We start from the raw sequence: 24,311 nt of genomic DNA on the forward strand, positions 1-24,311 counted from the left end.
ATGTACGAATCGCATTTCGGACTGCAGGAAGCACCGTTCGCATTGACGCCCAACACACGCTACTTTCTGCGTGCCCCCAGCCATGGGGACGCGCTGGAATTGCTGCTGGTCGCGCTGAGTGAACGGGAAGGCTTTATCAAGATCACCGGTGAAGTCGGTACCGGCAAAACCCTGTTGTGTCGCTTACTGCTCAACGAACTGGACAGCAAAGCCCGCACGGCTTATCTGCCAAACCCGCATTTGTCCCCCGATGCCCTGTACGAGGCCGTGGCTGAGGAGTTGGGGGTTGCGGTGTCCGAGTGCGCCAATACCCATCAGGTCCTGAAGGCGCTGAACGCGGCCCTGATTGATCTGGCCATGGAGCGGAAGCCCGTGGTGCTGGTGATTGACGAGGCCCAGGCCATGCCGGAAGACACCATCGAGGCGTTAAGGCTGTTGACCAATCTGGAAACCGAGAGTACCCGTCTGCTGCAGGTGGTGCTGTTCGGCCAGCCGGAACTGGACACGCTGCTGGAAAAAGACAGCCTGCGTCAGTTGCGGCAGCGAATTACCTTCCATTATCGGCTGCTGCCGCTGACCCGGGATTCTGTTGCCCAGTATTTGCGTCACCGGGTATCCCAGGCCGGCTATAACGGCCCGGAGCTGTTTTCTGCGGGCGCGTTGCGCCTGATCACCCGGGCCTCCGGCGGCATTCCCCGGCTGGTTAACATTCTGGCCCACAAGTCCATGCTGGCGGCGTGGGGACTGGGCGACCGGGCAATAGGCCGTGGCCATGTGCTTCGTGCCATTCGCGATACCGAAAGTGTCCGGGCACCGGGTTTACTGGCGAGGTGGTTATGAGCTTGCTGAATGATGCCTTGCGTGCCGCCGAGCAGCGCCAGAACCGTCCGCAGGGCGTTGATGCCTATACAGGCCAGCACGCCGGCCAGCGTTCTCGCCGGTGGCGTTTGCCCGCGCTGGCAGGTGGTGTGTTGATGCTGGCGGTGGCCGGTTATGTGTTGCTGGAGCGTGATGCCCCGGCGCCGGACCAGGCCGAACAACTGTCTCCCGTGGAAGCACCGCAGGTGCCCGAGCCAGCGCCAGCGGCACCGTTGGCGCCTGAGCGAACGCTCGCCGAGACCGCGGTCGCTTCGGCAGAGCCCGCGTCGAACACCGCTACCAAGGCAGACCCTCACTCCGCCTCGGAAGAAAATCCAAGGCGGGCCGTCGGAACCGCCTCGGCGGCGCCTCAGGTTGCTGAACGTCCTGAGCCGGCCAAGCCCCAGCCTGTAGTTGAAGCAAGCAAAGCGAAGCCTGAGCCGTCACCGGAACCGGTGCTCGCGAAGCAGAGCGAATTGGCGCCCCAGCCGGCGGTCAAACAGCTCCGTGAGACGCCTGAAGCCGTTGATCAGAGAACCAGCCAGACGCTTGAGCGCTTGTTGCGTGCGGGGGATTCCCGTGTTGCCGAGCAGCAACTGGTGGCTCTGACGGCCAGACAGGCGGCTCCGGCCAGCCGGGAGGTGTTTGCCCGGGCGATGCTGGTGCAACAGCAACCGGATCGGGCCTTGCGCTGGCTGGGTGAATCGGACGTCAGCGCTTACCCCGCTCTGCGCCTGCTCAGGGCAAGGGCTTTGCTGACCACCGGTGATCTTGCGGCTGCCGTCACCGCGCTGCGCCAGCACGTTCCACCGGTTCGGGAATACATTGAATACCGGGTCACCCTGGCCACCTTGTTACAACAGGCCGGGGATGCAGACTCGGCTGCACAGCACTGGACCGCCCTGATTTCCGTTGACGACAGCCGCCCGGCCTGGTGGGTCGGGCTGGCCATTGCCCTTGAATCCCGGGGTGAGTTGGCCAGCGCGGCCCGTGCCTACGGCCAGGCCGCCCAGTTGCCAGGCTTGTCGCGCTCGCTGTCGGATTATGTTCGTGAACGGCTGGAAACACTGCAGGCAGGATAGGCATGACTGAACCGAAAAAGAAAATTCGTATTGGCGACCTGCTGGTTCAGAACGATGTCATCACTGAACAGCAGTTGATGACCGCCTTGCGGGAGCAAAAGAACACCGGCCGGAAACTGGGCCGCACCCTGATTGATCTGGGCTATGTGGATGAGGACAACCTGCTCAACATCCTGTCGCGTCAGCTGGAGGTGCCATTTGTCCAGTTGCGGCACTATCAGTTCAACAGTGAACTGGTTAAAAAGCTGCCCGAGGCCATGGCCCGCCGGTTCCGCAGTATTGTGCTGGCGGAGCAGGGGGGTGAGCTGCTGATCGGCATGGCCGACCCGCTGGACATCTTCGCCTATGACGAGCTGGTGCGGATTCTCAAACAGCCGATCCGGCAGGCGGTGGTGCGCGAAAGCGAGTTGCTCAGTACCCTGGACCTGGTGTACCGCCGTACCGATGAAATCGCGTCGCTGGCGGAAGAACTGGAAGACGAACTGGGCGACGATGCCTTCGACCTGGCCGACTTGTCGGCCGAGTCCGAAAGCGCCGAAGCGCCGGTGGTCAAGCTGTTGCAGACCCTGTTCGAAGATGCGGTTCAGGCCCGCAGCTCCGACATCCACATCGAACCCGATGAAGCGGTGGTTCGGATTCGTCAGCGGGTGGACGGTGTGCTGCAAGAACAGGTGATGAAGGAAAAGAAGGTGAACGCTGCCCTGGTGCTTCGCCTGAAGCTGATGGCTGGCCTGAACATTTCCGAGAAACGCCTGCCGCAGGATGGCCGGTTTAACATCCGGGTCAAAGGCCGCAGCATTGACGTGCGCGTCTCCACCATGCCAGTGCAGTATGGCGAGTCCGTCGTGATGCGTCTGCTGGATCAGAGTCAGGGCATGCTCAACCTGAATGGCACCGGCATGCCGGCGGACCTTTTGGAGCGTTTCCGGCGCATGATCCACAAGCCCCACGGCATGATTCTTGTCACTGGCCCCACCGGGAGTGGTAAGACGACCACCCTGTACGGAGCGCTGAGCGAACTCAACCGTCCCGAGGTCAAGATCATCACCGCCGAAGACCCGGTGGAATACCGTCTGCCCCGGATCACACAGGTGCAGGTGAACCCGAAGATCGGGCTGGAATTTGCCGGGGTCTTGCGGGCGGCCCTGCGACAGGACCCGGATGTGATCCTGGTCGGCGAGATGCGGGACCGGGAAACCGTCGAGATTGGTCTGCGCGCCGCCATGACCGGCCACCTGGTGCTCTCGACCCTGCACACCAACGATTCCATCAGCAGTGCCATGCGTTTGATCGACATGGGCGCCGAGCCGTTCCTGGTGGCCAGCTCCTTGCTCGGCGTGGTCGCCCAGCGCCTGGTCCGCCGGGTCTGCGATAACTGCGCCGAAGCCTATGAGCCGACGGAGCAGGAGCGGATCTGGCTCGACAGCTTCCACCTCGACCCCCTCGATCTGGCTGCCGGGTTCGTTAAGGGACGCGGTTGTTACCAGTGCAGCAACACGGGTTACAAGGGCCGGGTGGGTGTTTATGAACTGCTGGAAATGAACGAGCCGATGCTGGACGCACTGCGGCGGAAGGACGTCGCCGCCTTCACCCGCGCCGCCCGGCTGGGCAATAGTTACCGCCCACTGGGGCAGTGCGCCATGGACTACGCCCTGGGCGGCGTGACTACCCTTGAGGAAGTGGCCCGGGTGGCAGCAACGTTAGACGCAGACTTCACCGGTAAGGCGAAGAAGACTCTTGCCGATCTGGCCGTGGAAGAGGGCAGCGTCTGATGCAATTCAGTTATCGGGGCAAGGACAGTCGCGGTATTACCCAGCAGGGCGCCATTGCAGCGGCCAGCGCGGACGCGGCCGCCACCGAACTGATGCGCCGGGGTATCACGCCGCTGGCCATTGAAGAACAGCACGATCAGGCCTCGTTCAGTGAGCGGTTGGGTGCCATGCCCATGTTCCGCCAGAAGATCACACTGGATGAACTGATTGTGTTCTGCCGGCAAATGCATGCGCTGACAAAGGCCGGCATACCCATCATCCGGACCATGCGAGGCCTGGCGGAGACCACACGATCGGCGGCGCTGGCAGACGTGCTGAACGATGTGACCAGCAGGCTGGAAGGTGGCACCACGATGGCCACTGCGATGCAGGCTCATCCAAAGGTATTTTCGGAGTTGTTCATCGCCATGATCCACGTGGGCGAAAACACCGGCATGCTCGATGACGCGTTCCGGCGTTTGTCCGAAATCCTGGAACTTGAGCGGGACACCAAACGCCGGATGAAACAGGCGTTGCGTTACCCCACGTTTGTGGTGGTTGCCCTGCTGTCCGCCCTGATGGTGGTGAACTTCCTGGTGATTCCCAAATTTTCCGCGGTGTTTGCCAAACTGGGCGCGGATCTGCCGTTTCTTACCCAGCTGCTCGTTGGCACCTCCAGCTTCCTGCTCAACTACTGGTACATCGGCCTGTTTGCCGTGGCCGCCAGCGCAGTGTTGCTGCGGCAATGGAAACAGACGCCGCAGGGCCGCCTGACCTGGGACCGCTACAAGCTGCGGGTGCCCATCATTGGTCCGCTCCTGGAGTTGATCACACTGAGCCGCTTTGCCCGCAACTTCGCCAGCATGCTGTCGGCGGGCATGCCGGTGACCCACGCCCTGACCGTGGTGTCCGATGCTGCAGACAACGCCTGGATTTCCCGCCACATCAAGGAAATGCGAGCCGGTATCGAGCGCGGTGAGAGCCTGCTCCGCACGGCTCGCCAGAGCCAGATGTTTACGCCGCTGATTCTGCAGATGATCGCAGTCGGCGAGGAGACAGGCTCGGTGGATGAGATGCTGAACAACGTGGCGGATTTCTATGACGAAGACGTGGATTACGGCCTGAAGCGACTGGCCGAATCCATCGAACCCATTTTGATCGTAGCCATGGGCATCCTCGTACTGATCCTGGCGCTGGGGGTTTTCCTGCCGATCTGGGATCTGGGCGCCGCCGCCATGGGGCGGGGCTGACAGCCGGTGAAGCAACTGCCTTCGGGCGATTCGCTGGCGCTGATGCGCAAGTTGCGGCTGGCGATCGTACTGATGGTGGTTGCTCCGCTGCTGTGGTTCACGCTGGATGCACTGGAGCGGGAGATACAGAAAGCCGAAGAGAGGGCGGCCAACATGGTCATCAGCCAGCTGCAGGCGGCGCTGATGATTCGCGGCGCCGAAGCCATGTTGAACCGGGCTGAGCGGCTGGAGGACCTGACGGGGAGCAATCCGTTTGGATGGCTTCGGCACCAGTGGCACAACTACCAGGGGCTCTGTCAGGATGGCGGGCCCAAACCCGGGGACTGGTGTTTTCGGGCTGAACAACAAAAAGAAACGGTTTTGAGGGTGAAAGGATGGTTAATTTATAACCCGAATCAGCCGATAACCGTCGCAGGACGTCGGGCATTAGGGGCAGCTCCCCTGGCGTGGCGGGTTGCAACTGATTTTGTCGACCGCAATGGCAACGGTCGGCGAGAGAACTCTGAGCGATTAACCGGGTTGATCTTGGTCCCGGTGTCGTTGGAAGGAGACGCACACCCCGGTAGCAACCGGGTGGTATCTGAGACATACAAAGGAAGCAAGGCTGAGATATGACGCAGTATTCCGAACCGAAGCAAAACAAAGGCTTCACACTGATCGAACTGGTGGTAGTGATCGCCATTCTGGCAATTCTGGCGGCATTTGCCTTGCCACGATTTGCCCAGCTTTCACAGCAGGCTCATGACTCCAGTGTTGAGGCAACTACCGGAGCTCTTGCAGCTGGAGTGGCGCTGGCTAAGACGCAGTGGGTCTCTAATGGATTGACTGTTGCCACTGCGAACGTGGCCGGTTTTGGCAATGACACTATTGACGTTAGCGCAAATGGTTGGGCGGTGAGTACTTCCGGTAACACCGATCCTGCGACCTTGACTGCGGCTGAGTGTGTCGAAGTGTGGGAGGGACTCCTTCAGGCCAGCGCTCCGTCTGTTGCTACCGCTATTGGTAGTGACTACCTGGCGAACGCATCCAGTGGTACGTGCACCTATGCCTATCAACTGGACGGCGGCACTACTGCAATCAGCTACAACGCCACCAATGGCGACGTAACGAACAACCTATAAGTCGAAAACGTCCCTGGGACAAATGGAGAAGTACCATGAAAGCAATGGCAACTAGAAAAGAGCAAGGTTTCACTCTCATCGAGCTGGTGATGGTGATTGTAATTCTGGGCATCCTGGCGGCATTCGCACTACCGCGGTTTGCGGATTTTGGCACTGATGCGCGAACGGCTGCTATCAATGGTGCGGCAGGTTCGGTCCGCTCGGCTGCATCTATTGCCCACGCACGATGGATCGCAGACGGCAATTCTGCAGGAACGGTATCTTTGGATGGTCAATCCGTAGATATGGACACAACTAACGGCTATCCAACGGCTACAACTGGTGGCATCGGAGCTGCTGCTCAGCTGAGTGCGGAGTTTCAGGTTGGGGCCGAAGCTTCTAATGCGGTAACGGTCTCTTTGTTGGGTTCAGATGGCACTACTGTTGTTCCTAATTGCAGCTTTAGTTATTCGGAGCTCACCGGAATCGTCTCGACGATTAACGATACTTGTGAGTAATTGGTTTCGTTGAGTGCGGTTGCTTTACAGGCTGGACTTCTATTTGGGGTTGTTCGGCTGAGCGGGCAGTTCGACCCATGAATGGGGTGAGAAGCTACATGCGCGATGACCGAACGAACAGTGGATACACTCTCGTGGAGTTGGTCGTAGTTATCGCCACAGTGGGAGTTCTATCTGTTCTAGGTAGTAGCTTGTTCGTAAGCAGATCAGCCTTCTCCCCACTCCTCGCCACCCAGCAACTCGCCTCCGCCACGCTGCTTGCCCAGCAGGCAGCGCTGGCGGGCAACTCCGCCGGTACGCTCACCGTTGAGCAGACGGCGGAGTCCTTTCGATTTACCGTGGGTGCCGGTTCGCCGGAGGCCCGCACCTTCAGTGTCGAGCGTGCCGGAACCAGTCTGTCCGGAGTCGCTCTTCCCTTGACGCTCTCTTTCAACAGCCAGGGTGGGGTTGCCACCGGCGCCAGCACCAATCTAACGTTCTCAGGCGACAGCACCTACCAAACCTGCGTCAGCTCACTCGGGGCGGTTTACTCCGGGGGGTGTCTGCCGTGAGGCGGGCGCAGGGCGCGACGCTGGTGGAGCTGGTCATCACGATCGTGATTATCAGTATTGCCATTGCCGGCGTGGTCGGCGCGTTTTCGCTGATTTCCGGCCGCAGTGCCGACCCGCTCAACGAAACGCGGGCGGTGGCGCTGGCCCAGCTGTATATGGATGAAATCCTGATGCGCAAATACGATGAGCAGACGCCCCAGGGGGGCGTGCCCCGTTACAGTGGGGCCTGCAGCATCGGCGTGGATGGAGCTGAAACCCGGCCCACCTTTGATGACGTGGATGACTACCACGGCCTGAATGATGCACCACCTGCCAGCGCGCTCAGTAACCTGACCGGCTACAACGGGTTTGCCGTGCAGGTATCGGTGAGCTGTGCCGGCGCCGAAGTCGGGCTGCCCGCTTCCCAGGCCAAGCGTATTGATCTGGTGGTGACTGCACCGGATAACCGGGATTTCGTGTTTTCCGCCTACAAGGCCAATTTCTGATGCGTCGGACGAATGGCTTCACGCTCATCGAGCTGATCATGGTGATCGTTCTGCTGGCGATCGTCGCCACCATCTCCGTGCGGTTTGTCGCGCTTTCCACCCAGGGCGCCATCGACGTGGGCTCGCGCCAGCTACGCTCGTTTACCGGTGTGGTATTGAGTGAGCAGGTGAGCCGGGTTCTGCGGGAAGCGTTGCCGGGGTCGGTGCGTGTCAATGGCGACGGGTCCTGTATCGAGTGGATGCCACTGGTGGCGGCGTCCAACTATCTGTCGCTACCCAGAGGTGCCAGCCCGACCTCGTTTGAGGCGGTGCCGCTGGCTGGCGGCGAAACCGCCGCGGGGCGGATCGTGGTGTATGGTTACGGCAGCAACCTGTATTCGGTGGCCAGTCCCGGCCCGGTCTCCCCACCGGCCACCTTGCCCACCGGTGCGTCGCCGGTCACGGTGAGCTTTGCTGGCGGCGTCAGCCACCGATTTTCGGCCCAGTCGCCGGCGCGCAAGTTCTTTGTGATTGAGGACCCCAGAACCCTCTGCCAGCAAGGGCAGTACCTGTTCCGCTATCGCAACTACGGCATCCAGCCCGCGGTGGCTTCCAGTTTGCCTGCCAGCGCACCCAACCGCGAAGTGCTGGCTGCCGGGCTGGTACCCAACTCGTTAGATTTTGAGGTGGTGCCTCCCACCCTGCAGCGCAACGGCGTGGTCGCGTTCCGGTTCCAGCTGCAAAGTGATCAGACGGGAGAGATCACCAGCGTCAGCCAGGAGGTGCAGATTCGTAATGTGCCCTGAGTTTTCCCTCAAAAAGCAGTCTGGCGCCGGACTGCCGGTGGCGATTTTTGTTATTACCGTGCTGGCATTGCTAGTGGTCGTGATGGCGCAGCTGCAACAAGGCAGTGCCGAAGCGGTGAGCCTGCAGATACAGTCCCAGCGGGCTTTGTTCAGCGCCGAAAGCGGTGCCCAGGTTGGCGTGCGCGAGGTGCTGGACGCCAACGATTGTAGCGGACTCACGTCCCCCAAGACTTTCGCTTCTGCCGGGCTTGCCGGCTGTCAGGCGGTGGTTTCATGTGAATCGGTGCTGGCGGACCTGCAGGGTTCCGGTAGCCCTCAGCCGGTGTTTACGTTAACCAGTGCGGCTCAGTGCGGGGCCGGGCTGGATCAGGCCCGCCGTGTGGTGGAGGTAAAGGTTCGATGACACTGTTCAGGCCTGACCGTGGTTTCTTTACGGGGCGCCTTACCGTTCTCGCCTCCGCGTTGCTCTTGCTCATACTGCCCCAGCTGGTGCGAGCGGCCTGCTCGCCCTATGCGGGATTGGCCACGATTAACGAGATATCCGAACAGGATGGGTTTATCGAGCTCAAGCTTCTGTCATCGGGTATTGCGTCCTCGACGTCAGATGCTTGGCAGTTAGAGTTTTGTGCGTTGACCAAGAAAGAGGCACTGAGCTGCAGCGGCCTGCGGTCTGTTTCCCTGGCGTCCAAAGACTCCCAGCCTTGGCTGGTAATGGACGCCAACGATCTGGGTGCAGCATCAATCAACCTTGCCGGTATGGATGTCAGACTCTCGGATGCCAGTGGCCAGACCATCGATTACGTTCGTGTCGGGAACTCAGTCAGTGCCTCCGAGGACCCGACCTGTTCCTCGGACCCGGCGCCATTGCCCTACGACACGCGGTTGAGCCTTGTCGGGGGCGAGAGCGGCAAGTATGCACGTCGCCAGCCCGACGGCAACGGTGATTGGTCTTTGAGTGAAGGTGCTTCTGACGGCAAAGACACCGAGGGCGATACCAATGATGAGGGTGTGTCGGGCCCCGGTATCAGTATCGACAACATTGCAGTGTTCCAGGGGGAGGTTGCCGTCTTCACCATAACCCTCGATGCCAGTCAGGCTTCGGATGTCCTGATTGATTTCGAGACCCGGGATCTCTCGGCAACAGCCGGTCAGGATTACTCTGGGGCGGCCGGGACAATTCGGATCGCCGCCGGAGCCAGCCAGGCCACCTTGAATGTCCAAACCCTGAATTCCGCGAACCCGAATGAAACGGAGTTTTTTGTGAGTCTGAGTAACCCCCGAACCTCAGATGGCTCGCAGTTCGGGACCTTCGCCAGCCAGGCTGGCATCGCGACAATTCTTCCTGTAACAAACCGGCTGGATAGCTTCGAGGTGAGCGCAGCGCAAACCGCGAGTGTGTGCGCGCCGCTGGAGGTGACTATTCGTGCGCTTGATCAGCAGGGAGATGTCGTCACCGACTATGCTGGTTTGGTTTCTCTTCAGACCAGCTCTGGCAGCGGCAACTGGTCGGCCGGGGCATCGGATGCGCCTGCAGGTTCTTTGACGCCGACCCCGGATACGGACAACGATGGATCCGCGAATTATCAGTTTGCCAGTACCGATAATGGCACCGTTTCTTTAGCCCTCGCCAACGCCACCGCCGACGAAATCACGATCGCCGTCACCGATTCCGCCGACGGGCAGCAAGGGCGCTCGGCACCCATTCAGTTTCTCGAAAACGCGATCCTGATCGATAGCGTAGACCCCAATGGCCTGGATATTGTGGCAGAGCGTGAGCATTCCTTCGTGGCCCGGGCGGTTCGACGTGATCCTGTCGATGGCGAGTGTGGACTGATCCCGGACTACGACGGCAGCATCGACCTCAAAGCCTGGCTGTCCCGAACCGGAGAGGATCCCGGTGGAAACGCGCCGGACCTGAATAATGGTACGGGCGCCACGGCTGCAGGGGATGGGTTGCCCGCATCGAACAACCTGTCGCTGACGTTCAATGCCGGTGCAGCACCGTTCTCACTGGTGACTGCTGATGTTGGCCAATACCGGCTGAACTTGTTGGATGACACCTCGGGGATTGTTCAGGATGTCTCGGGCAATCCATTGCCCGTGTCGGGTATCAGTGCACTGTGGACGGTCCGGCCGGACCGGTTCGAGCTGTCCGTATCGGGTAATCCGTCTGCCAGCGATGCGTCCGGACCGGTATTCCGGGCTGCGGGCGGGGCGTTTGACGTGCAGCTTTCTGCTGTTGGGGCGAAGGGGACACCGTTACCCAGTTACGGGCGGGAAGGCACACCTCAGGGCGCTGAGTTCAGCCACGCCCTCGTTCAGCCGGCAGGCGGCGTGAGCGGGCCGCTATCCGGCGCTGGAGATGTGTCAGGTTCGCAGTTCAGTAACGGTCAGGTTGTCGTTGGTGGTGTGAGCTGGAACGAAGTCGGGATTATCACCCTGGCTGCGAACAACGCTTCCTATCTTGGCGTAACGCCGCCGGTTCAGGGGGTTTCCGCTAATGTTGGCCGGTTCATTCCCGACCGCTTCGAGTTGTCGGTGGCGCCGGGTGAGCTGGCGTCGTTCTGCAGTACCGGATCGCCCTTTACCTACACCGGGCAAGACCTGTTCTGGAATCTGATGCCGGAAATTACGATTGCGCCCATGGGGCCCGGCAACTACGTGACCCGGAACTATACCGCGCCAGGTTTCATGAAACTGGCGGAGTCCGGTGTCAGCCGCAATGTGCCGGTGGCGGACAACAACCAGGCCAGCCTTTCGGGCGTCCTGCATCCCGTAACCGCATCCCTTGATCCGGGTAATTTGTCAGACTTGCCCTCGGGTGAGCTGGTCTACACCTTCGCCAGCACGGACACCGTTGTTTACGACAAATCGACCGATACGAAGGTTGCACCGTTCTCACCAGACCTGACGATCACGATCTCCGGGGTGACCGACAGCGACGGTGTCACGGCCCCGGCAGCGCCGGTCCAGGTTACTCCCTTGGCGCCCCTGGAAATTCGTTATGGTCGCTGGCACCTGGAGAATGTCTACGGGCCGGAGAATGTCTCGTCGCTGTCGATGCCGTTCCGGGCAGAGGTCTGGAACGGCAGCCGGTTTGTTGAGCATGGGGATGACGGGTGTTCCGCATGGAGCACGGCGAGCATCACCGATCCGGAGGTGTATCACGCCTTGTCGGCAGACAGCGGGGCGCTCGCGGGTGGTACCGGTGGCCCACTGAGTCTCCAGCCCAATGGAAGTCAGGGAACCGATGTGCTGGCCTGGGATGTGTCGGCTTGGTTTGAGGATGACTGGAACGGCGACGGAGTTCTGGAGGATCCGGTCGGCCTGGCGACCTTTGGGGTCTACCGCGGGCACGACCGGGTTATTTTCTGGCAGGAGCGCTAGTCTTCTTCGTGCTCGGGATGATCCATGCCCAGTTCGTTGATTTTGCGGGTCAGGGTGTTACGACCCCAGCCCAGCAGAATTGAGGCATCGCGACGGCGCCCGCCGGTGTGTTTCAGGGCGGTTTCGATCATGATCTTCTCGAATTCGGGCACCGCAGTATCCAGAATGCCTTTCTTGCCCCGCTTCAGTTCCTGCTCGGCCCAGTTGCGCAGACCTTCCTGCCAGGTGGCACCCACGGTTGGCGTTTCGGCCTGATGCAGCAGCTCTGGCGGAAGATCGTCAATGTGGATTTCCCGCCCGCTGGCCATCACGGTCAGCCAGCGGCAGGTGTTCTCCAGCTGGCGGACGTTGCCCGGCCAGGGCAGGGTGGACAGGTATTCTTCGGCGTCCGGGCGCAGGATCTTTGACTCGACCGTCAGTTCCTTTGCCGCGCGCTTCAAAAAGTGCTGCATGAGCCGTGGAATATCTTCCCGACGCTCGGCCAGCTTGGGCAGGTGCACCCGAATAACGTTCAGGCGGTGGAACAGGTCTTCCCGGAAAGAACCGGCGTCCACCAGCTTTTCCAGATTCTGGTGGGTGGCGGCAATGATACGCACGTCGACTTTGATGGGCGTGGTACCACCGACCCGATAAAACTCGCCATCCGCCAGTACCCGCAGAAGCCGGGTCTGGGTGTCAGCTGGCATGTCGCCGATTTCGTCCAGGAACAATGTGCCGCCATTGGCCTGCTCAAAACGCCCCTGCCTGGCTGCGCCGGCGCCGGTGAAGGCGCCTTTCTCGTGGCCGAACAGTTCCGATTCGATCAGATCCTTTGGAATAGCGGCCATGTTCAGGGCAATGAACGGATGCTTGGCCCTGGGGCTATGGTTATGCAGCGCCTGCGCTACCAGCTCCTTCCCGGTGCCACTTTCACCATTGATCAGCACCGTGATGTTGGAGTGGGACAGTCGGCCAATGGCCCGGAAGACTTCCTGCATGGCGGGCGCTTCACCGATGATTTCGGTGTTACGCTGAAGGTTTTCCGCCGGCTGTTCGGTAGTGGCCTTTTTCTCGTGGCTGTGGGCAACCGCGCGTTTGACCAGAGCCACAGCGTCGTCCACGTCGAACGGCTTGGGCAGGTATTCAAAGGCACCGGTCTGGTAGCTGGTTACCGCGCTTTCCAGGTCGGAATGGGCGGTCATGATGATGACCGGCACGTCCGGATGGCTGGCGACAATGTCGGACAGCAGCGTAATGCCATCAACACCGGGCATGCGGATGTCGCTGATTACCGCATCGGGTTCTTCATGCTGCAGGCGGGTGGTGATGCCCTCGCCGCTGTCAAAGACCCGGGGTTGCATGCCGGCTTGATTGAGGGCGCGTTCCAGCACCCAGCGAATGCTCCGGTCGTCGTCAATGATCCAGACGTTAGCCGGTTGGCTCATGGGGTGTCCTCCAGAGGCAGGAAGATGGTGAAGTCTGTCTGGCCGGGTTCGCTATCGCACTCAACCAGACCATGATGTTGACCAATGATGCTTTGGGTGATGGACAAGCCCAGGCCTGTGCCGCTCGCCCGCCCGCTGATCATTGGGTAGAAGATATTTTGCAGGAGCTCCGGCGGGATGCCGGGCCCGTTGTCAATCACGTTGACTCGGCACACCAGCCGATGGCGACGATTGCCAATGGTGAACTGGCGCAGTGCCCGGGTGCGGAAAGTAATGGTGGGCGGCTCGCCGTCACTGTGCCCCGATTGGTTTTCGAAAGCCGCTTCCATGGCGTTGCGGGCAATGTTCAGGAACGCCTGAATCAGTTGCTCTTTATCGCCGGGGAATTCCGGAATGCTGGGGTCATAGTCGCGGCGGAACCGGAGGCGGCCTTTGCTTTCGGCCTCCAGCAGGGTGCCGACCCGTTCCAGTACTTCGTGAATGTTGGTGGGCGCCAGCTTCAGCGCCTTGTTGGGACCAAGCATGCGGTCGACCAGACTGCGCAGGCGATCGGCCTCGTCAATAATCACGCGGGTGTACTCCCGCTGGTCTTCGTCATTGAGTTCGCGGTCGAGCAACTGCGCCGCTCCCCGTATCCCGCCGAGCGGATTCTTGATTTCATGAGCCATGCCGCGAACCAGAATGCGCGTGGTTTCCTGTTGGGAAATGATGTCCTCTTCCCGGGTGATTCGCAGCAGTCGGTCACGGGGCTGGATTTCCATCAGCAGTTCTGTGGGCTCCAGGCTTACCGGCGTGACCGAATAATCCGCGGTCAGCCGGTATCCACTGGACAGTGTGAACGCGGCCTCCCGGCGGGTATAGGACTGGCCGTTCTCCAGCGCTGCGTAAAGGGTTTCCAGCGCGTCTTCAGAATCCGTGAGTATGGAGCTGAAGGGCTGGTTAAAGCAGCGGGTCATGCTGGTTTCGAACAGGCTCTCGGCGGCCGGATTGAAGTAGCGGACCCGGAGGTTTTCACCGAGTACCAGCACTGCGGTTGAGAGGCTGTCGAGAATGCTCTTGTAGCTTGATGTACTGGCCTTGGACAGTGCCATGCAGGAATCCCGTTGTCCGACCTGGTTTGTTTTAGAGATGTTCAATAGATTGCAAGAAGCGAACCAGTTTGAGCTCTCGAGGAAAAAGACAGGGCGGCACGCCGATAAAAACCGGAAAAGCGGGGTATCAGTGCCGTAAGCTGGTGCAGAATGTCGGATTTACCCTGATCAGCGGGCCTGTGGCGCCCTGTTGCTGATCAGAGTATGGCTTTTTTGTGGTGCAGATGCACAAAAATGGTGCGAGAGTTAGTTTCTCGGTGATGGCTTCACGGATGGGCGGTGGACGGTGAAGCTGATGGCTGGGCCCGTTTTTACCTGGACACCGTTTTCATCCACGATGTGAACGCGGGCGTCGTGGGTGCCCCGGTTCACGTTATTGACCGCCACCGTACCAGAGGTGGTCTGGCCGATCGGTTGGCCATCCAGGGTCACTTCGTATTTGTGGCCGGACTGCAGGCCTGGGGTGCTGCTGACTTCAAATCGCACCTCGCCGCCGCCGCTGTGAAATGCCTGGTTATTCTGCGGGTGGACGAAAGACACGCTCTCATAGACCGAGCCCTCACGTTGCACCTCTTCGCGAAGTTTATCGGTTTCCCGGACATTTTGGGGTTTGGGCAGGGTGACCGTGGTAACCGGTTTGACTTCAATGGCCTCTGCGCCTTCGGATGGCTCATCGGAATAGGTGACGTTGCCATAGGCATCAACATTTCGATAAACCTCCGCGCTGGCGGAAGCACTGGCCAGGATAAGGGCGGCGAGCAATCCGGTCCTCGGTTTCATAACTGCACCTGTTGTCGTGGTTTTTAGCGATTATCGGCGGCGCATGAGGTCTTTTCAACGCTTGGGCCAGAGGTTGTTGGTTACATATCGTTAACGACGGCAGGCGCTTGGGTTGAGTCGGAACGAAAAAAAGCCCCGCACGGGGCGGGGCTTTTTGATCTGTCGAATCCTTAGGGATTAAACAGAGTAGTACATGTCGAACTCGACCGGGTGAGTGGTCATGTTCAGACGCTCGACTTCGCCGCGCTTCAGGTCGACGTAGCCAGCGATCATGTCTTCGGTGAACACGCCGCCTTTGGTCAGGAACTCGTGATCCTTCTCGAGGCAGTCCAGTGCTTCCTGGAAGGTCTCGGCCACGGTCGGGATGTTCAGAGCTTCTTCCTTCGGCAGATCGTACAGATCCTTGTCCATGGCATCGCCCGGGTGGATCTTGTTCTGGATGCCGTCAAGGCCGGCCATCAGCATGGCAGCGAACGCCAGGTACGGGTTGGCAGACGGATCCGGGAAGCGCACTTCGATACGACGCGCTTTCGGGCTGTTTACCCAGGGGATACGGATAGAGGCAGAGCGGTTGCGGGCAGAGTAAGCCAGCATAACCGGAGCTTCGAAGCCCGGAACCAGACGCTTGTAGCTGTTGGTAGACGCGTTGGTGAAGGCGTTGATGGTCTTGGCGTGCTTGATGATACCGCCGATGTAGTACAGGGCAGTTTCGCTCAGACCAGCGTAGCCGTCGCCGGCGAAAATGTTCTTGCCGTCTTTGTTCAGGGACATGTGAACGTGCATGCCAGAACCGTTGTCGCCAACAACCGGCTTCGGCATGAAGGTAGCGGTCTTGCCGTAAGCGTGAGCAACGTTGTGTACGCAGTACTTCAGGATCTGAACTTCGTCAGCCTTGCGGGTCAGGGTGTTGGCGCCAACACCGATTTCACACTGGCCGGCGGTGCCGACTTCGTGGTGGTGTACTTCGATTTCCAGGCCCATGGACTCCATGGCCGCACACATAGCGCCACGCAGGTCGTGCAGGCTGTCTACCGGTGGAACCGGGAAGTAGCCGCCTTTGACGCCCGGACGGTGGCCGATGTTGTTGCGGTCGAAGTCTTCGCCGGATACCCAGGCGGCTTCTTCAGAGTGGATGCTGTAGCCAGCGCCCTTCATATCTACGTCCCATTTCACAGAGTCGAATACGAAGAACTCGGGCTCCGGGCCGAACAGGGCGCCGTCAGCGATGCCGGTGGACTTCAGGTACTCTTCCGCACGGGCTGCAACAGAGCGCGGATCACGTTCGTAACCCTGCATGGTTGAAGGCTCAACGATGTTGCAGGTGATGTTCACGGTGGTTTCTTCAGTGAACGGGTCGAGTACGGAAGTGTCATCAGCCGGCATCAGGATCATGTCGGATTCGTTGATGCCTTTCCAGCCAGCGATTGAGGAACCGTCGAACATTTTGCCGTCGGTGAAGAAATCTTCATCAATTTCAGAGGCCGGCAGGGTAACGTGCTGCTCCTTACCGCGGCTGTCAGTGAAACGCAGGTCTACCCACTTGACTTCATGTTCTTTGATCAAATCAATCGTTTTGGACATTGTGCATGCTCCGTTGTTTATCCCGCGTCTGGGACGCATTCATGGTCTTGTCGCCGATAGTCGGAACTTTTACTCCGATCTTGTTCAGAGGCTTGGGCAGCTTATCAAATGAATATGCCGCTCGCCTGTGATTTAAGGCTGAATTCCTTTAAGCAAGCGTCTTGCCAATTTCTGGGGCGTTGCCCGGAAGTGCTTAACGGTGCGGTCTGAAGAGGTTTGGCAGGTGTCGTTGCGAGTGTTATTGGTGCACAAAAGAATTCGATGCGCACTTAAATGGTGCGCAAACTGACCCCTGTGAACCAGAGTGGTGCAGGCTTTCGGGGGCGATAGGCGTTAGTGTCCATATTCAGGGTTATGACTTTTCGCTATACTGCGCGCCGCCTCATTTTGTGTCCCTGCTTTTCGGGACAGTACTCCGGGTACTTTCTAAATGGGCCTACCATTTACGGATTTGAGACGACATGTGGGGCTTGGCCTCGGAAAACGCCTCAGGTCAAAGACAGCATGTCGCAGGAATAATAGTTGTGATTGAGAAGCTTCGGAATATCGCCATCATCGCCCACGTTGACCATGGCAAAACCACCCTCGTAGACCAGTTGCTGCGTCAATCCGGAACGCTGGAGCGTAAAGAGCTCGATAGCGAACGCGTGATGGATTCGAACGACCAGGAAAAAGAGCGTGGTATTACCATCCTCGCGAAGAACACGGCGCTGAAATGGAACGAATACGACATCAACATTGTCGACACCCCGGGACACGCCGATTTCGGTGGTGAGGTCGAGCGTGTGATGAGCATGGTCGATTGCGTGCTGTTGGTGGTCGATTCAATTGATGGCCCGATGCCGCAAACCCGCTTCGTGACCCAGAAAGCTTTCGCTGCGGGCCTGCGCCCGATCGTGGTGGTGAACAAGATCGATCGCCCGGGTGCCCGTCCGGACTGGGTAATCGATCAGGTATTTGATCTGTTTGACGCCCTGGGTGCCACGGACGAGCAGCTGGACTTCCCGATTGTGTACGCCAGTGCTCTGAATGGCATTGCCGGTACCGATCACGAAAACCTCGACGACAATATGGATGCCGTGTTTCAGGCGATTATTGACTATGTGCCGGCACCAAATGTTGATCTCGATGGTCCGTTCCAGATGCAGATTTCCCAGCTGGACTACAACAGCTTCCTGGGCGTTATCGGCATCGGCCGCATTATGCGGGGCAAAATCTCGACCAATTCACCGGTGACCGCAATTGGCGCCGACGGCAAAAAGCGCAATGGTCGTATTCTCAAGATCATGGGGCATTCCGGTCTGCAGCGGGTAGAAGTCGACGAAGCGCAGGCGGGCGATATCGTTTGCGTGAGTGGGATGGACGAGCTGTTCATTTCCGATACGCTGTGCGATCCCTCAAGCGTTGAGGCGCTGCCGCCTTTGACGGTGGACGAGCCCACGGTATCCATGACCTTCCAGGTCAATGATTCGCCGTTTGCGGGCAAGGAAGGCAAGTACGTCACCAGCCGCAACATCAAGGAGCGTCTGGAAAAGGAATTGCTGCACAACGTTGCATTGCGTGTTGAAGAGGGTGATTCCGCCGATAAATTCAAGGTTTCTGGCCGCGGCGAGCTGCATCTCTCGGTACTGATCGAGAATATGCGTCGTGAAAACTTCGAGTTGGCGGTAGGTCGTCCTGAGGTGGTCATCCGTGAAGTCGATGGCGAGAAGCAGGAGCCGTACGAAAACGTCATCGTCGATATCGAAGAGCAGCACCAGGGTTCGGTAATGGAGCAGATGGGTCTGCGTAAGGGTGACCTGACCAACATGACTCCCGATGGCAAGGGGCGTATGCGTCTTGAATACACCATTCCGGCGCGCGGACTGATTGGTTTCCGCAACACCTTCCTCACCATGACCTCGGGCACCGGTATTCTGACGTCAACCTTCAGCCACTATGGTCCGGTCAAGCTGGGCGATGTCACCAGCCGCCAGAACGGCGTTCTGGTCTCCATGGCAAAGGGTACGGCGCTGACGTATTCGCTGGAAACGCTTCAGAGTCGTGGCAAGCTGTTCCTGGAGCCGGGGCAGGAGGTTTACGAAGGTCAATTGTGCGGTATTCACAGCCGTGACAACGATCTGGTCGTCAATCCGACCAAGGCCAAAAAGCTCGATAACATGCGAGCTTCCGGTAAGGATGAGGTTGTCGGTCTGGTGCCACCTATCCGGCATACTCTGGAGCAGGCACTTGAGTTTATCGAAGATGATGAGCTGGTTGAGGTGACTCCCAAGTCGATTCGTCTGCGCAAAAAGCTGCTGACTGAAAACGAGCGTCGCCGGGCGAACAAGAAGTAAGCTTAGCTGCGTTCTGAAAGACCGGGCCTGCCGTTGGTGAGCCCGGTTTTTTTATGACTTTTCATGCCATTAGTGTTGGCCTGTCGACTACACTTCTGGGAAACTTGTAGCCGGATGCTTTGCCATGCTGTCTCTCTATCCCGACATCGCCCCCAATGCCCGCCATACCCTGGCGGTCGACCCGCCGCACGAGCTGTACGTGGAGGAGAGTGGTAATCCGGATGGCATACCGGTGCTGGTGGTGCACGGTGGGCCAGGTGCCGGGTGCGAAGACTATCAGCGCCGGTTCTTTGATGCCGAGCGTTTTCGCATCATTCTGATGGATCAGCGCGGAGCTGGCCGGTCAACGCCTCTGGCCGAGCTGGCGGGAAACAGCACCGATCGGCTTGTGGCCGACATGGAAACGGTGCGGGCCTTTCTGGGTATTGAGCGTTGGTTGCTGTTCGGCGGCAGTTGGGGCTCAACGCTAAGCTTGGTTTATGCGCAGACTCATCCGGATCGGGTGCTTGGGCTGGTGCTGAGGGGTATCTTCCTGTGCCGCCCGGAGGATATTCAATGGTTTTACCAATCCGGTGCCAGTCGCATCTTTCCCGATTACTGGGAAGAGTATGAGGCGCAGATTCCAGAGGCTGAGCGGGCAGATATGGTGTCTGCCTACTACCGACGGCTGACCAGCAGTAACGAATTGGAGCAAATTCAGGCTGCCAAAGCCTGGTCCATCTGGGAGGGGCGTTGCGCCACGCTGCATCCCAATCCCCGGGTGGTCGAGCACTTCGGCCATCCTCACGTCGCCATTGCGCTGGCGCGCATCGAATGCCACTACTTCATGAATTCCGGGTTTCTCGAGCCAAACCAGATCGTGCGCAATGCTGACAAGTTGGCGCGTATTCCCGGCGTAATCGTCCATGGACGATACGATATGGTGTGCCCGGTCGATAATGCGTTTGCGTTAAGCAAGGCGTGGCCGGAAGCTGATTTGCGAATCATTCGGGATGCCGGCCACTCCGCATCCGAACCTGCCATTGTGGATGCCCTGATCCGCGGCGTTGAAGAGGTCATCAGTAAACCGCGACGAAGCGCCGGATAGTTAATCTTCTGGCTGTTGCGGATCCGTGCTGGTACCTATAGACTCCCGTCCGACCAATAATAAAACCCCTTAGTTGTACCCAAGGCATTGAATGAAAGGGCTTATCCAGCGAGTATCGGAAGCCAGCGTAACGGTAGATGGTGAGCAGATTGCGTCGATTGGCGATGGTCTGCTGCTGTTGTTGGGTGTTGAGCGTGAAGACTCCGCCCAGGTTGCTGCCGATCTTTGTCAGAAAATTCTTAATTACCGCGTGTTTCCGGATGACAAGGGGCGAATGAATCGCAGCCTGCGCGACACCGGTGGTGCGCTACTTGTGGTGCCCCAGTTTACTCTTGCCGCAGATACCAACTCTGGTACGCGCCCGAGCTTTTCTTCTGCCGCCGCCCCGGCAGCCGCCAATGACTTGTTTGAGCATTTTGTTGCCGCAGCCCGCGCTGATCTGGGATGTGAGCGCGTTGATGCCGGTTGCTTCGGTGCGGATATGAAGGTGCGGCTGTTAAATGATGGTCCGGTTACATTCTTGTTAGAGGTGGCTGGCTCGGGGCAGGGGTGATATGCACAGATTGAGGGCGGCCGCGCTTGTGGTGTTTTCTATTGGTGCATAAAAGTGTAGGTTATTAGCCGGTGAATATCGGTTGTTCCGGATTGACGGACGCAACTAATTGAAGTGGAAGGGTTAAATTGTAGTTGGCCCTGTAATTGTTTGCGGTGGTAGAGAGAGCTGTTGAGCACCGAAAGGCATAAACTCTTGCGTTTCTGGTGCGAAACGAGCTAAAAATGCACCCGCAACGATTTGCAAAACTGGGTTTGTTGTATTAAAACAGTTTCATCATTCAGGACATTAAAAAGGTTCTGTAAGTGATTGAGCTTTATACATCTGCATGATGCGGATTGCATAACTAGAAGAAAAGTTACCTAGATTGTCATGAAAGTGACGTAAGGGTAATCCAGAATCGGGTTCAGCCAGTTTTTCTGGTCAGGCCTAAAAAAAATCGGGATCAGAACCCGGCGATTAAAGCTAAAACCTGAGTTAACTCACAAAGGAAGACGCAAAATGAAAAAAACGCTCATCGCATCAGCTGTTGCAGCAGCTGCATTCTCTGGCGCTGCCATGGCCCAAGAGTCCAACCTGCCGACCGTTTACGGTAACATTCAGTACGCTCTGTATCACACAGACGTTGAAGGCAGCTCCACTCTGGACCACGCTGACAATGGCTCTACTCTGGGTATTGCTCACGAGCACGAAATTGCCGCGGGCGTAACCGGTTTCTTCAAGCTGGAGCTTGAAGGTATCAACGCAAACGACAAGGCCCAGAGCAACGGTATTGACGGTCTGGACGAAGCTTACATCGGTGTAAAAGGCGATAGCTTCGGTCAGGTGTGGGTAGGTTCTGACGATTCTACCTACGAGCGCACGATCGACATCATTGCCAACTACTATGAGTTCGGTGCTCAGAACCTCGGCGGTGGCTCTTTTGACGGTGTTTATGACACTGGTGAAGGCGACCTGATTCAGTACAGCTCCCCAAGCTTCGGCGGCCTGCAGCTGCACGGCGCTGTTCAGGTTAACGGTGATAGCAAGGTTGGTGGTAAATCCTACCCGTACCAGCTGGCTGCTACCTATGCAGTTGACGCGTTTGAGCTGGCAGTTGCCATGGACTCCAACGACGGTGCTCTGTCTTACTCCAGCGCCGATGAGCTGAGCGTGAACAACGAAAACACCTACGGTGTTCGCGGTACCTTCAACCTGGGTGACCTGGCTGTGACCGGTCAGTACCAGACTCGCAAGGACGTAGGCGACCTGTACGGCGTTCACGGTTCCTATGCGCTGGGCGCCAACACCTTCGCTCTGTCTTACGAGCTGGGTGAAGCTGATCTGAGCGACGACGAGATCTCTGTTCTGTCCGCTCAGGCGCTGCACAACCTGTCTGACCACATGTACGTGTGGGTTGAAGGTTACCTGCGCACCGACGACAGCGGTACTGCTGAAGCAGATACCACTGAACTGGCAGTTGGTGCTGTTTACTACTTCTGATCCGGCTTCTAGCCTGATTTAAAAGTAGTTGAAAAGACGGCGACCCTCGGGTCGCCGTTTTTTATTGGGGTGTGTATGCTGGCGGCAGAATCATTGCTGCGAGCCGAAATGATGCCTCAGGAACTGGAAATCAAACTGACTCTTGAACCCGCCCCTGCCGATGATGCCTATCGCTGGCTGTCCTCTTTGCCTGAAACCTCGGTGGGCCCGACCAAACGCCTTGCCAACACCTATTTCGATACGCCGGATGCCAGCCTCAACAGGCTTAAAGCGGCTTTGCGTATTCGGAAGGCGGGGGACAGATACATTCAGACCCTGAAAACTCAGGGCGAGTTCGTAGCTGGGGCGCACCGGCGCCTGGAGTGGGAGTGGCCGTTACCGTCGGCCGTGCTGGATCGTGATCTATTGCTCGCAACCTCCCTGGTAGACAGCGTATCGCTGGACGAGCTTAAACCGGTCTTTGAAACCAACTTTGAGCGCAGGATTCTCATGCTCGACGACGGAAAGGCGGTCATTGAGTGTGCCTTTGATCGTGGTGAGATTGTTTCCGGGGGGCAATCTGTGCCTCTGTGTGAGGTGGAGTTTGAGCTTAAGTCCGGCCAGGAAGATCGTCTGTTGTATTGGGCGTCCAAACTGGGGGAGCAGGTATCGTTCTTTATCAACTTGATCAGTAAGGCTGAACAGGGCTATTTCTTGGCTGGTGTACACCGCCCGGCCTCGTTGTCGGCGGGCGCGGAGCCGGTGAGTAAATTGTTCCACGGACTCAGTCGGTTGTGGCTGACGGGCGAGCTGCCGCAGGAATACGTCGAGGCAGTAGCGGAACTTAAGGCCAAGGAAACGAAGACAGATTGGCGGACTGAGATCGAGTTGTTCGAGAGATTGATGGCTGAGCCTTCGTCGGCAAAGGTGTCGGATCTCGGTAAGGCACAACTGGCGCTGCTGCGCACTGGTGTCGCAGATGAGTGAGCAGGTTCGTTGCTCGGTCGAAGGCTTTTCAGTCTTTTGATTCTGGCTGGCGCGACTGCATTTCGTGCCACTTGGCGATGAACTCCCGGTACCGATCCAGCGCTTCCTTCACAATCGCCACAGATGGTGTGTTGTTGGATTTGACCAGCACGATGAGCCCCTTGCCTTCGATTTCCTTGTTCACTTCCGGGTGACAGATGACGTGGTCGTCGCGATCGATGTAGGCCAGAGCGGTGCCGATGCCTTGGCGAATCAGGGCGCTGACGATGTCTGCCCAGTTCAGGTCGTCCAGTGTGATTTCGTAGCGGTGAGGATGGTCGTGTTCGTAATTGAAGAGGTCTTCCAGAACCTTTTCCGAGCCCGGGGCTACCACTGAGCGCACCATGATTTCCGGATAAGTGCGAACCGGGCGGATGACGGTCCGAATGCCGAGGGATTCGAAGCGTGACCGGTTATTGTCACTGACGCACTCGATGGTGGTTCGGCTTCCCAGGTTGAGATCGCACAATCGGTGGGCAATGTCGAAGGTCAGGCTGTCGGAGTAGGCGTCGGATTCGTTGGCTGCCAGCACCACAATGTGGCGGGCGCTGCCAGCATGAACCGCTTTTAACGCCTCCGGGTCGAAACCCGAGCCGTGATAGTGCACCAGGCCGACGTCCCGCAATTCGGGTGGCAGGCCCTCCGGGAACTCGCGAGTCAGCAGCATGATGGGGATGGAGGTGTAGCCCGGCACCGACCGAACCTGTGATGCAAACCTTAAAAAGTACTGCTCACCCCCGTTTTTGGGGGTGTTGATGATCACGATGTGTTCATTCATTTTGTATACCCATCTACCGGTAAGAATGCGTTCCCGACGATAAAAACGATATTCAATAAAGTCACTGACGATCAGTGTGAGCAGGGTGATGGCGCCAACAAACATCACGACGATGGTGCTGATTCGTCCAGTCAGGGTTTGCGGCGCGTAGTCACCGTAGCCAACAGTGGATACCGTGGTCATGGTGATCCAAACTGACTCGAACAGATTCAGATCCTCGAAGGTCCAGATCACCAGAATCTGAAAAGCCAGCAGCCCGATCAGAATCAGGAACAGCCGTTTCATCCGTTTCAGGATCAGACTGCCCATCGGCAGATGGGTCTGTTGATGCTCCGGATTGAGGGGGCGTCGGTTTCTCTGCATCCGTGGGGCAGCCTGTTCAGTCGGGGTGGTGTTCGTTATACATTACCGGAAATATAACAGAGAA

General features: G+C 58.4%; 22 protein-coding genes. 17 read left to right on the plus strand and 5 right to left on the minus strand.

The features are described from left to right. From LPB19_RS06470 to LPB19_RS06525, 12 genes are all read left to right on the plus strand, one after another. A complete protein-coding gene (locus LPB19_RS06470; RefSeq protein WP_206645255.1) occupies positions 1-840 on the plus strand; it encodes an ExeA family protein in 840 nt (279 codons plus the stop codon). Then, positions 837-1,940 carry a hypothetical protein gene (locus LPB19_RS06475; protein WP_228289232.1) on the plus strand — a complete coding sequence of 368 codons (1,104 nt, stop codon included), beginning with the start codon at positions 837-839 and terminating at the stop codon, positions 1,938-1,940. Before LPB19_RS06470 ends, LPB19_RS06475 begins: the two co-directional genes overlap by 4 nt. 2 nt (positions 1,941-1,942) lie before the next feature. After that, on the plus strand, positions 1,943-3,712 hold the full coding sequence (locus LPB19_RS06480; protein ID WP_206645257.1) for a GspE/PulE family protein: 1,770 nt from the start codon (positions 1,943-1,945) through the stop codon (positions 3,710-3,712). Next, entirely contained in the window at positions 3,712-4,941 is a 1,230-nt protein-coding gene (locus tag LPB19_RS06485) for a type II secretion system F family protein (RefSeq protein ID WP_206645258.1), read from the plus strand. Before LPB19_RS06480 ends, LPB19_RS06485 begins: the two co-directional genes overlap by 1 nt. A 6-nt stretch (positions 4,942-4,947) precedes the next feature. Further along, positions 4,948-5,556 (plus strand): hypothetical protein, encoded by a 609-nt coding sequence (locus LPB19_RS06490; protein ID WP_228289233.1) that lies wholly within the window; start codon positions 4,948-4,950, stop codon positions 5,554-5,556. Next, the gene (locus tag LPB19_RS17155) at positions 5,553-6,062 is read left to right on the plus strand and encodes a prepilin-type N-terminal cleavage/methylation domain-containing protein (RefSeq protein ID WP_206645259.1); all 510 of its coding nucleotides are present in this window, start codon (positions 5,553-5,555) and stop codon (positions 6,060-6,062) included. Before LPB19_RS06490 ends, LPB19_RS17155 begins: the two co-directional genes overlap by 4 nt. A 35-nt stretch (positions 6,063-6,097) precedes the next feature. Beyond that, the gene (locus tag LPB19_RS17160; RefSeq protein WP_206645260.1) at positions 6,098-6,559 is read left to right on the plus strand and encodes a type IV pilin protein; all 462 of its coding nucleotides are present in this window, start codon (positions 6,098-6,100) and stop codon (positions 6,557-6,559) included. Between the two features lie 98 nt (positions 6,560-6,657). Then, entirely contained in the window at positions 6,658-7,110 is a 453-nt protein-coding gene (locus tag LPB19_RS06505; protein WP_206645261.1) for a type II secretion system protein, read from the plus strand. Next, positions 7,107-7,595, plus strand: coding sequence for a prepilin-type N-terminal cleavage/methylation domain-containing protein (locus LPB19_RS06510; protein WP_206645262.1), 489 nt, complete (start codon positions 7,107-7,109; stop codon positions 7,593-7,595). The genes LPB19_RS06505 and LPB19_RS06510 overlap by 4 nt, the downstream gene beginning before the upstream one ends. Beyond that, positions 7,595-8,380, plus strand: a complete 786-nt coding sequence (locus LPB19_RS06515; RefSeq protein ID WP_206645263.1) for a pilus assembly FimT family protein — start codon at positions 7,595-7,597, stop codon at positions 8,378-8,380. Before LPB19_RS06510 ends, LPB19_RS06515 begins: the two co-directional genes overlap by 1 nt. Beyond that, a complete protein-coding gene (locus LPB19_RS06520) occupies positions 8,370-8,783 on the plus strand; it encodes a hypothetical protein (protein ID WP_206645264.1) in 414 nt (137 codons plus the stop codon). Before LPB19_RS06515 ends, LPB19_RS06520 begins: the two co-directional genes overlap by 11 nt. Then, complete coding sequence (locus LPB19_RS06525) at positions 8,780-11,767, plus strand: DUF6701 domain-containing protein (protein ID WP_206645265.1); 2,988 nt, start codon at positions 8,780-8,782, stop codon at positions 11,765-11,767. The genes LPB19_RS06520 and LPB19_RS06525 overlap by 4 nt, the downstream gene beginning before the upstream one ends. Here the strand turns inward: LPB19_RS06525 and glnG are convergent. The 4 genes from glnG to glnA form a co-directional block, all read right to left on the minus strand. Next, positions 11,764-13,191 carry a nitrogen regulation protein NR(I) gene (glnG, locus tag LPB19_RS06530; protein ID WP_206645266.1) on the minus strand — a complete coding sequence of 476 codons (1,428 nt, stop codon included), beginning with the start codon at positions 13,189-13,191 and terminating at the stop codon, positions 11,764-11,766. The genes LPB19_RS06525 and glnG overlap by 4 nt on opposite strands. Next, complete coding sequence (glnL, locus tag LPB19_RS06535; RefSeq protein WP_206645267.1) at positions 13,188-14,282, minus strand: nitrogen regulation protein NR(II); 1,095 nt, start codon at positions 14,280-14,282, stop codon at positions 13,188-13,190. Before glnL ends, glnG begins: the two co-directional genes overlap by 4 nt. Before the next feature lie 246 nt (positions 14,283-14,528). Then, a complete protein-coding gene (locus LPB19_RS06540; protein WP_206645268.1) occupies positions 14,529-15,062 on the minus strand; it encodes a DUF4124 domain-containing protein in 534 nt (177 codons plus the stop codon). Between the two features lie 177 nt (positions 15,063-15,239). Continuing rightward, positions 15,240-16,643, minus strand: a complete 1,404-nt coding sequence (glnA, locus tag LPB19_RS06545; protein ID WP_206645269.1) for a glutamate--ammonia ligase — start codon at positions 16,641-16,643, stop codon at positions 15,240-15,242. Between the two features lie 524 nt (positions 16,644-17,167). Here glnA and typA point away from each other — a divergent pair. From typA to LPB19_RS06570, 5 genes are all read left to right on the plus strand, one after another. Continuing rightward, on the plus strand, positions 17,168-18,979 hold the full coding sequence (gene typA, locus LPB19_RS06550) for a translational GTPase TypA (RefSeq protein ID WP_228289234.1): 1,812 nt from the start codon (positions 17,168-17,170) through the stop codon (positions 18,977-18,979). Between the two features lie 124 nt (positions 18,980-19,103). Then, positions 19,104-20,066 carry a prolyl aminopeptidase gene (gene pip, locus LPB19_RS06555; protein WP_206645270.1) on the plus strand — a complete coding sequence of 321 codons (963 nt, stop codon included), beginning with the start codon at positions 19,104-19,106 and terminating at the stop codon, positions 20,064-20,066. 91 nt (positions 20,067-20,157) lie between these two features. Next, positions 20,158-20,619 carry a D-aminoacyl-tRNA deacylase gene (gene dtd / locus LPB19_RS06560; protein WP_206645271.1) on the plus strand — a complete coding sequence of 154 codons (462 nt, stop codon included), beginning with the start codon at positions 20,158-20,160 and terminating at the stop codon, positions 20,617-20,619. A 501-nt stretch (positions 20,620-21,120) separates the two neighbouring features. Then, complete coding sequence (locus LPB19_RS06565; RefSeq protein WP_206645272.1) at positions 21,121-22,101, plus strand: porin; 981 nt, start codon at positions 21,121-21,123, stop codon at positions 22,099-22,101. Positions 22,102-22,176: 75 nt separating this feature from the next. After that, a complete protein-coding gene (locus tag LPB19_RS06570) occupies positions 22,177-23,067 on the plus strand; it encodes a CYTH domain-containing protein (protein WP_228289235.1) in 891 nt (296 codons plus the stop codon). 28 nt (positions 23,068-23,095) lie between these two features. Here LPB19_RS06570 and LPB19_RS06575 read toward each other — a convergent pair whose 3' ends face one another. Further along, positions 23,096-24,247 carry a potassium channel protein gene (locus tag LPB19_RS06575; protein WP_206645273.1) on the minus strand — a complete coding sequence of 384 codons (1,152 nt, stop codon included), beginning with the start codon at positions 24,245-24,247 and terminating at the stop codon, positions 23,096-23,098. Between the last annotated feature and the right edge of the window lie 64 nt (positions 24,248-24,311).

Source organism: Marinobacter salinisoli, from assembly GCF_017301335.1.
Taxonomy (GTDB): domain Bacteria; phylum Pseudomonadota; class Gammaproteobacteria; order Pseudomonadales; family Oleiphilaceae; genus Marinobacter; species Marinobacter salinisoli.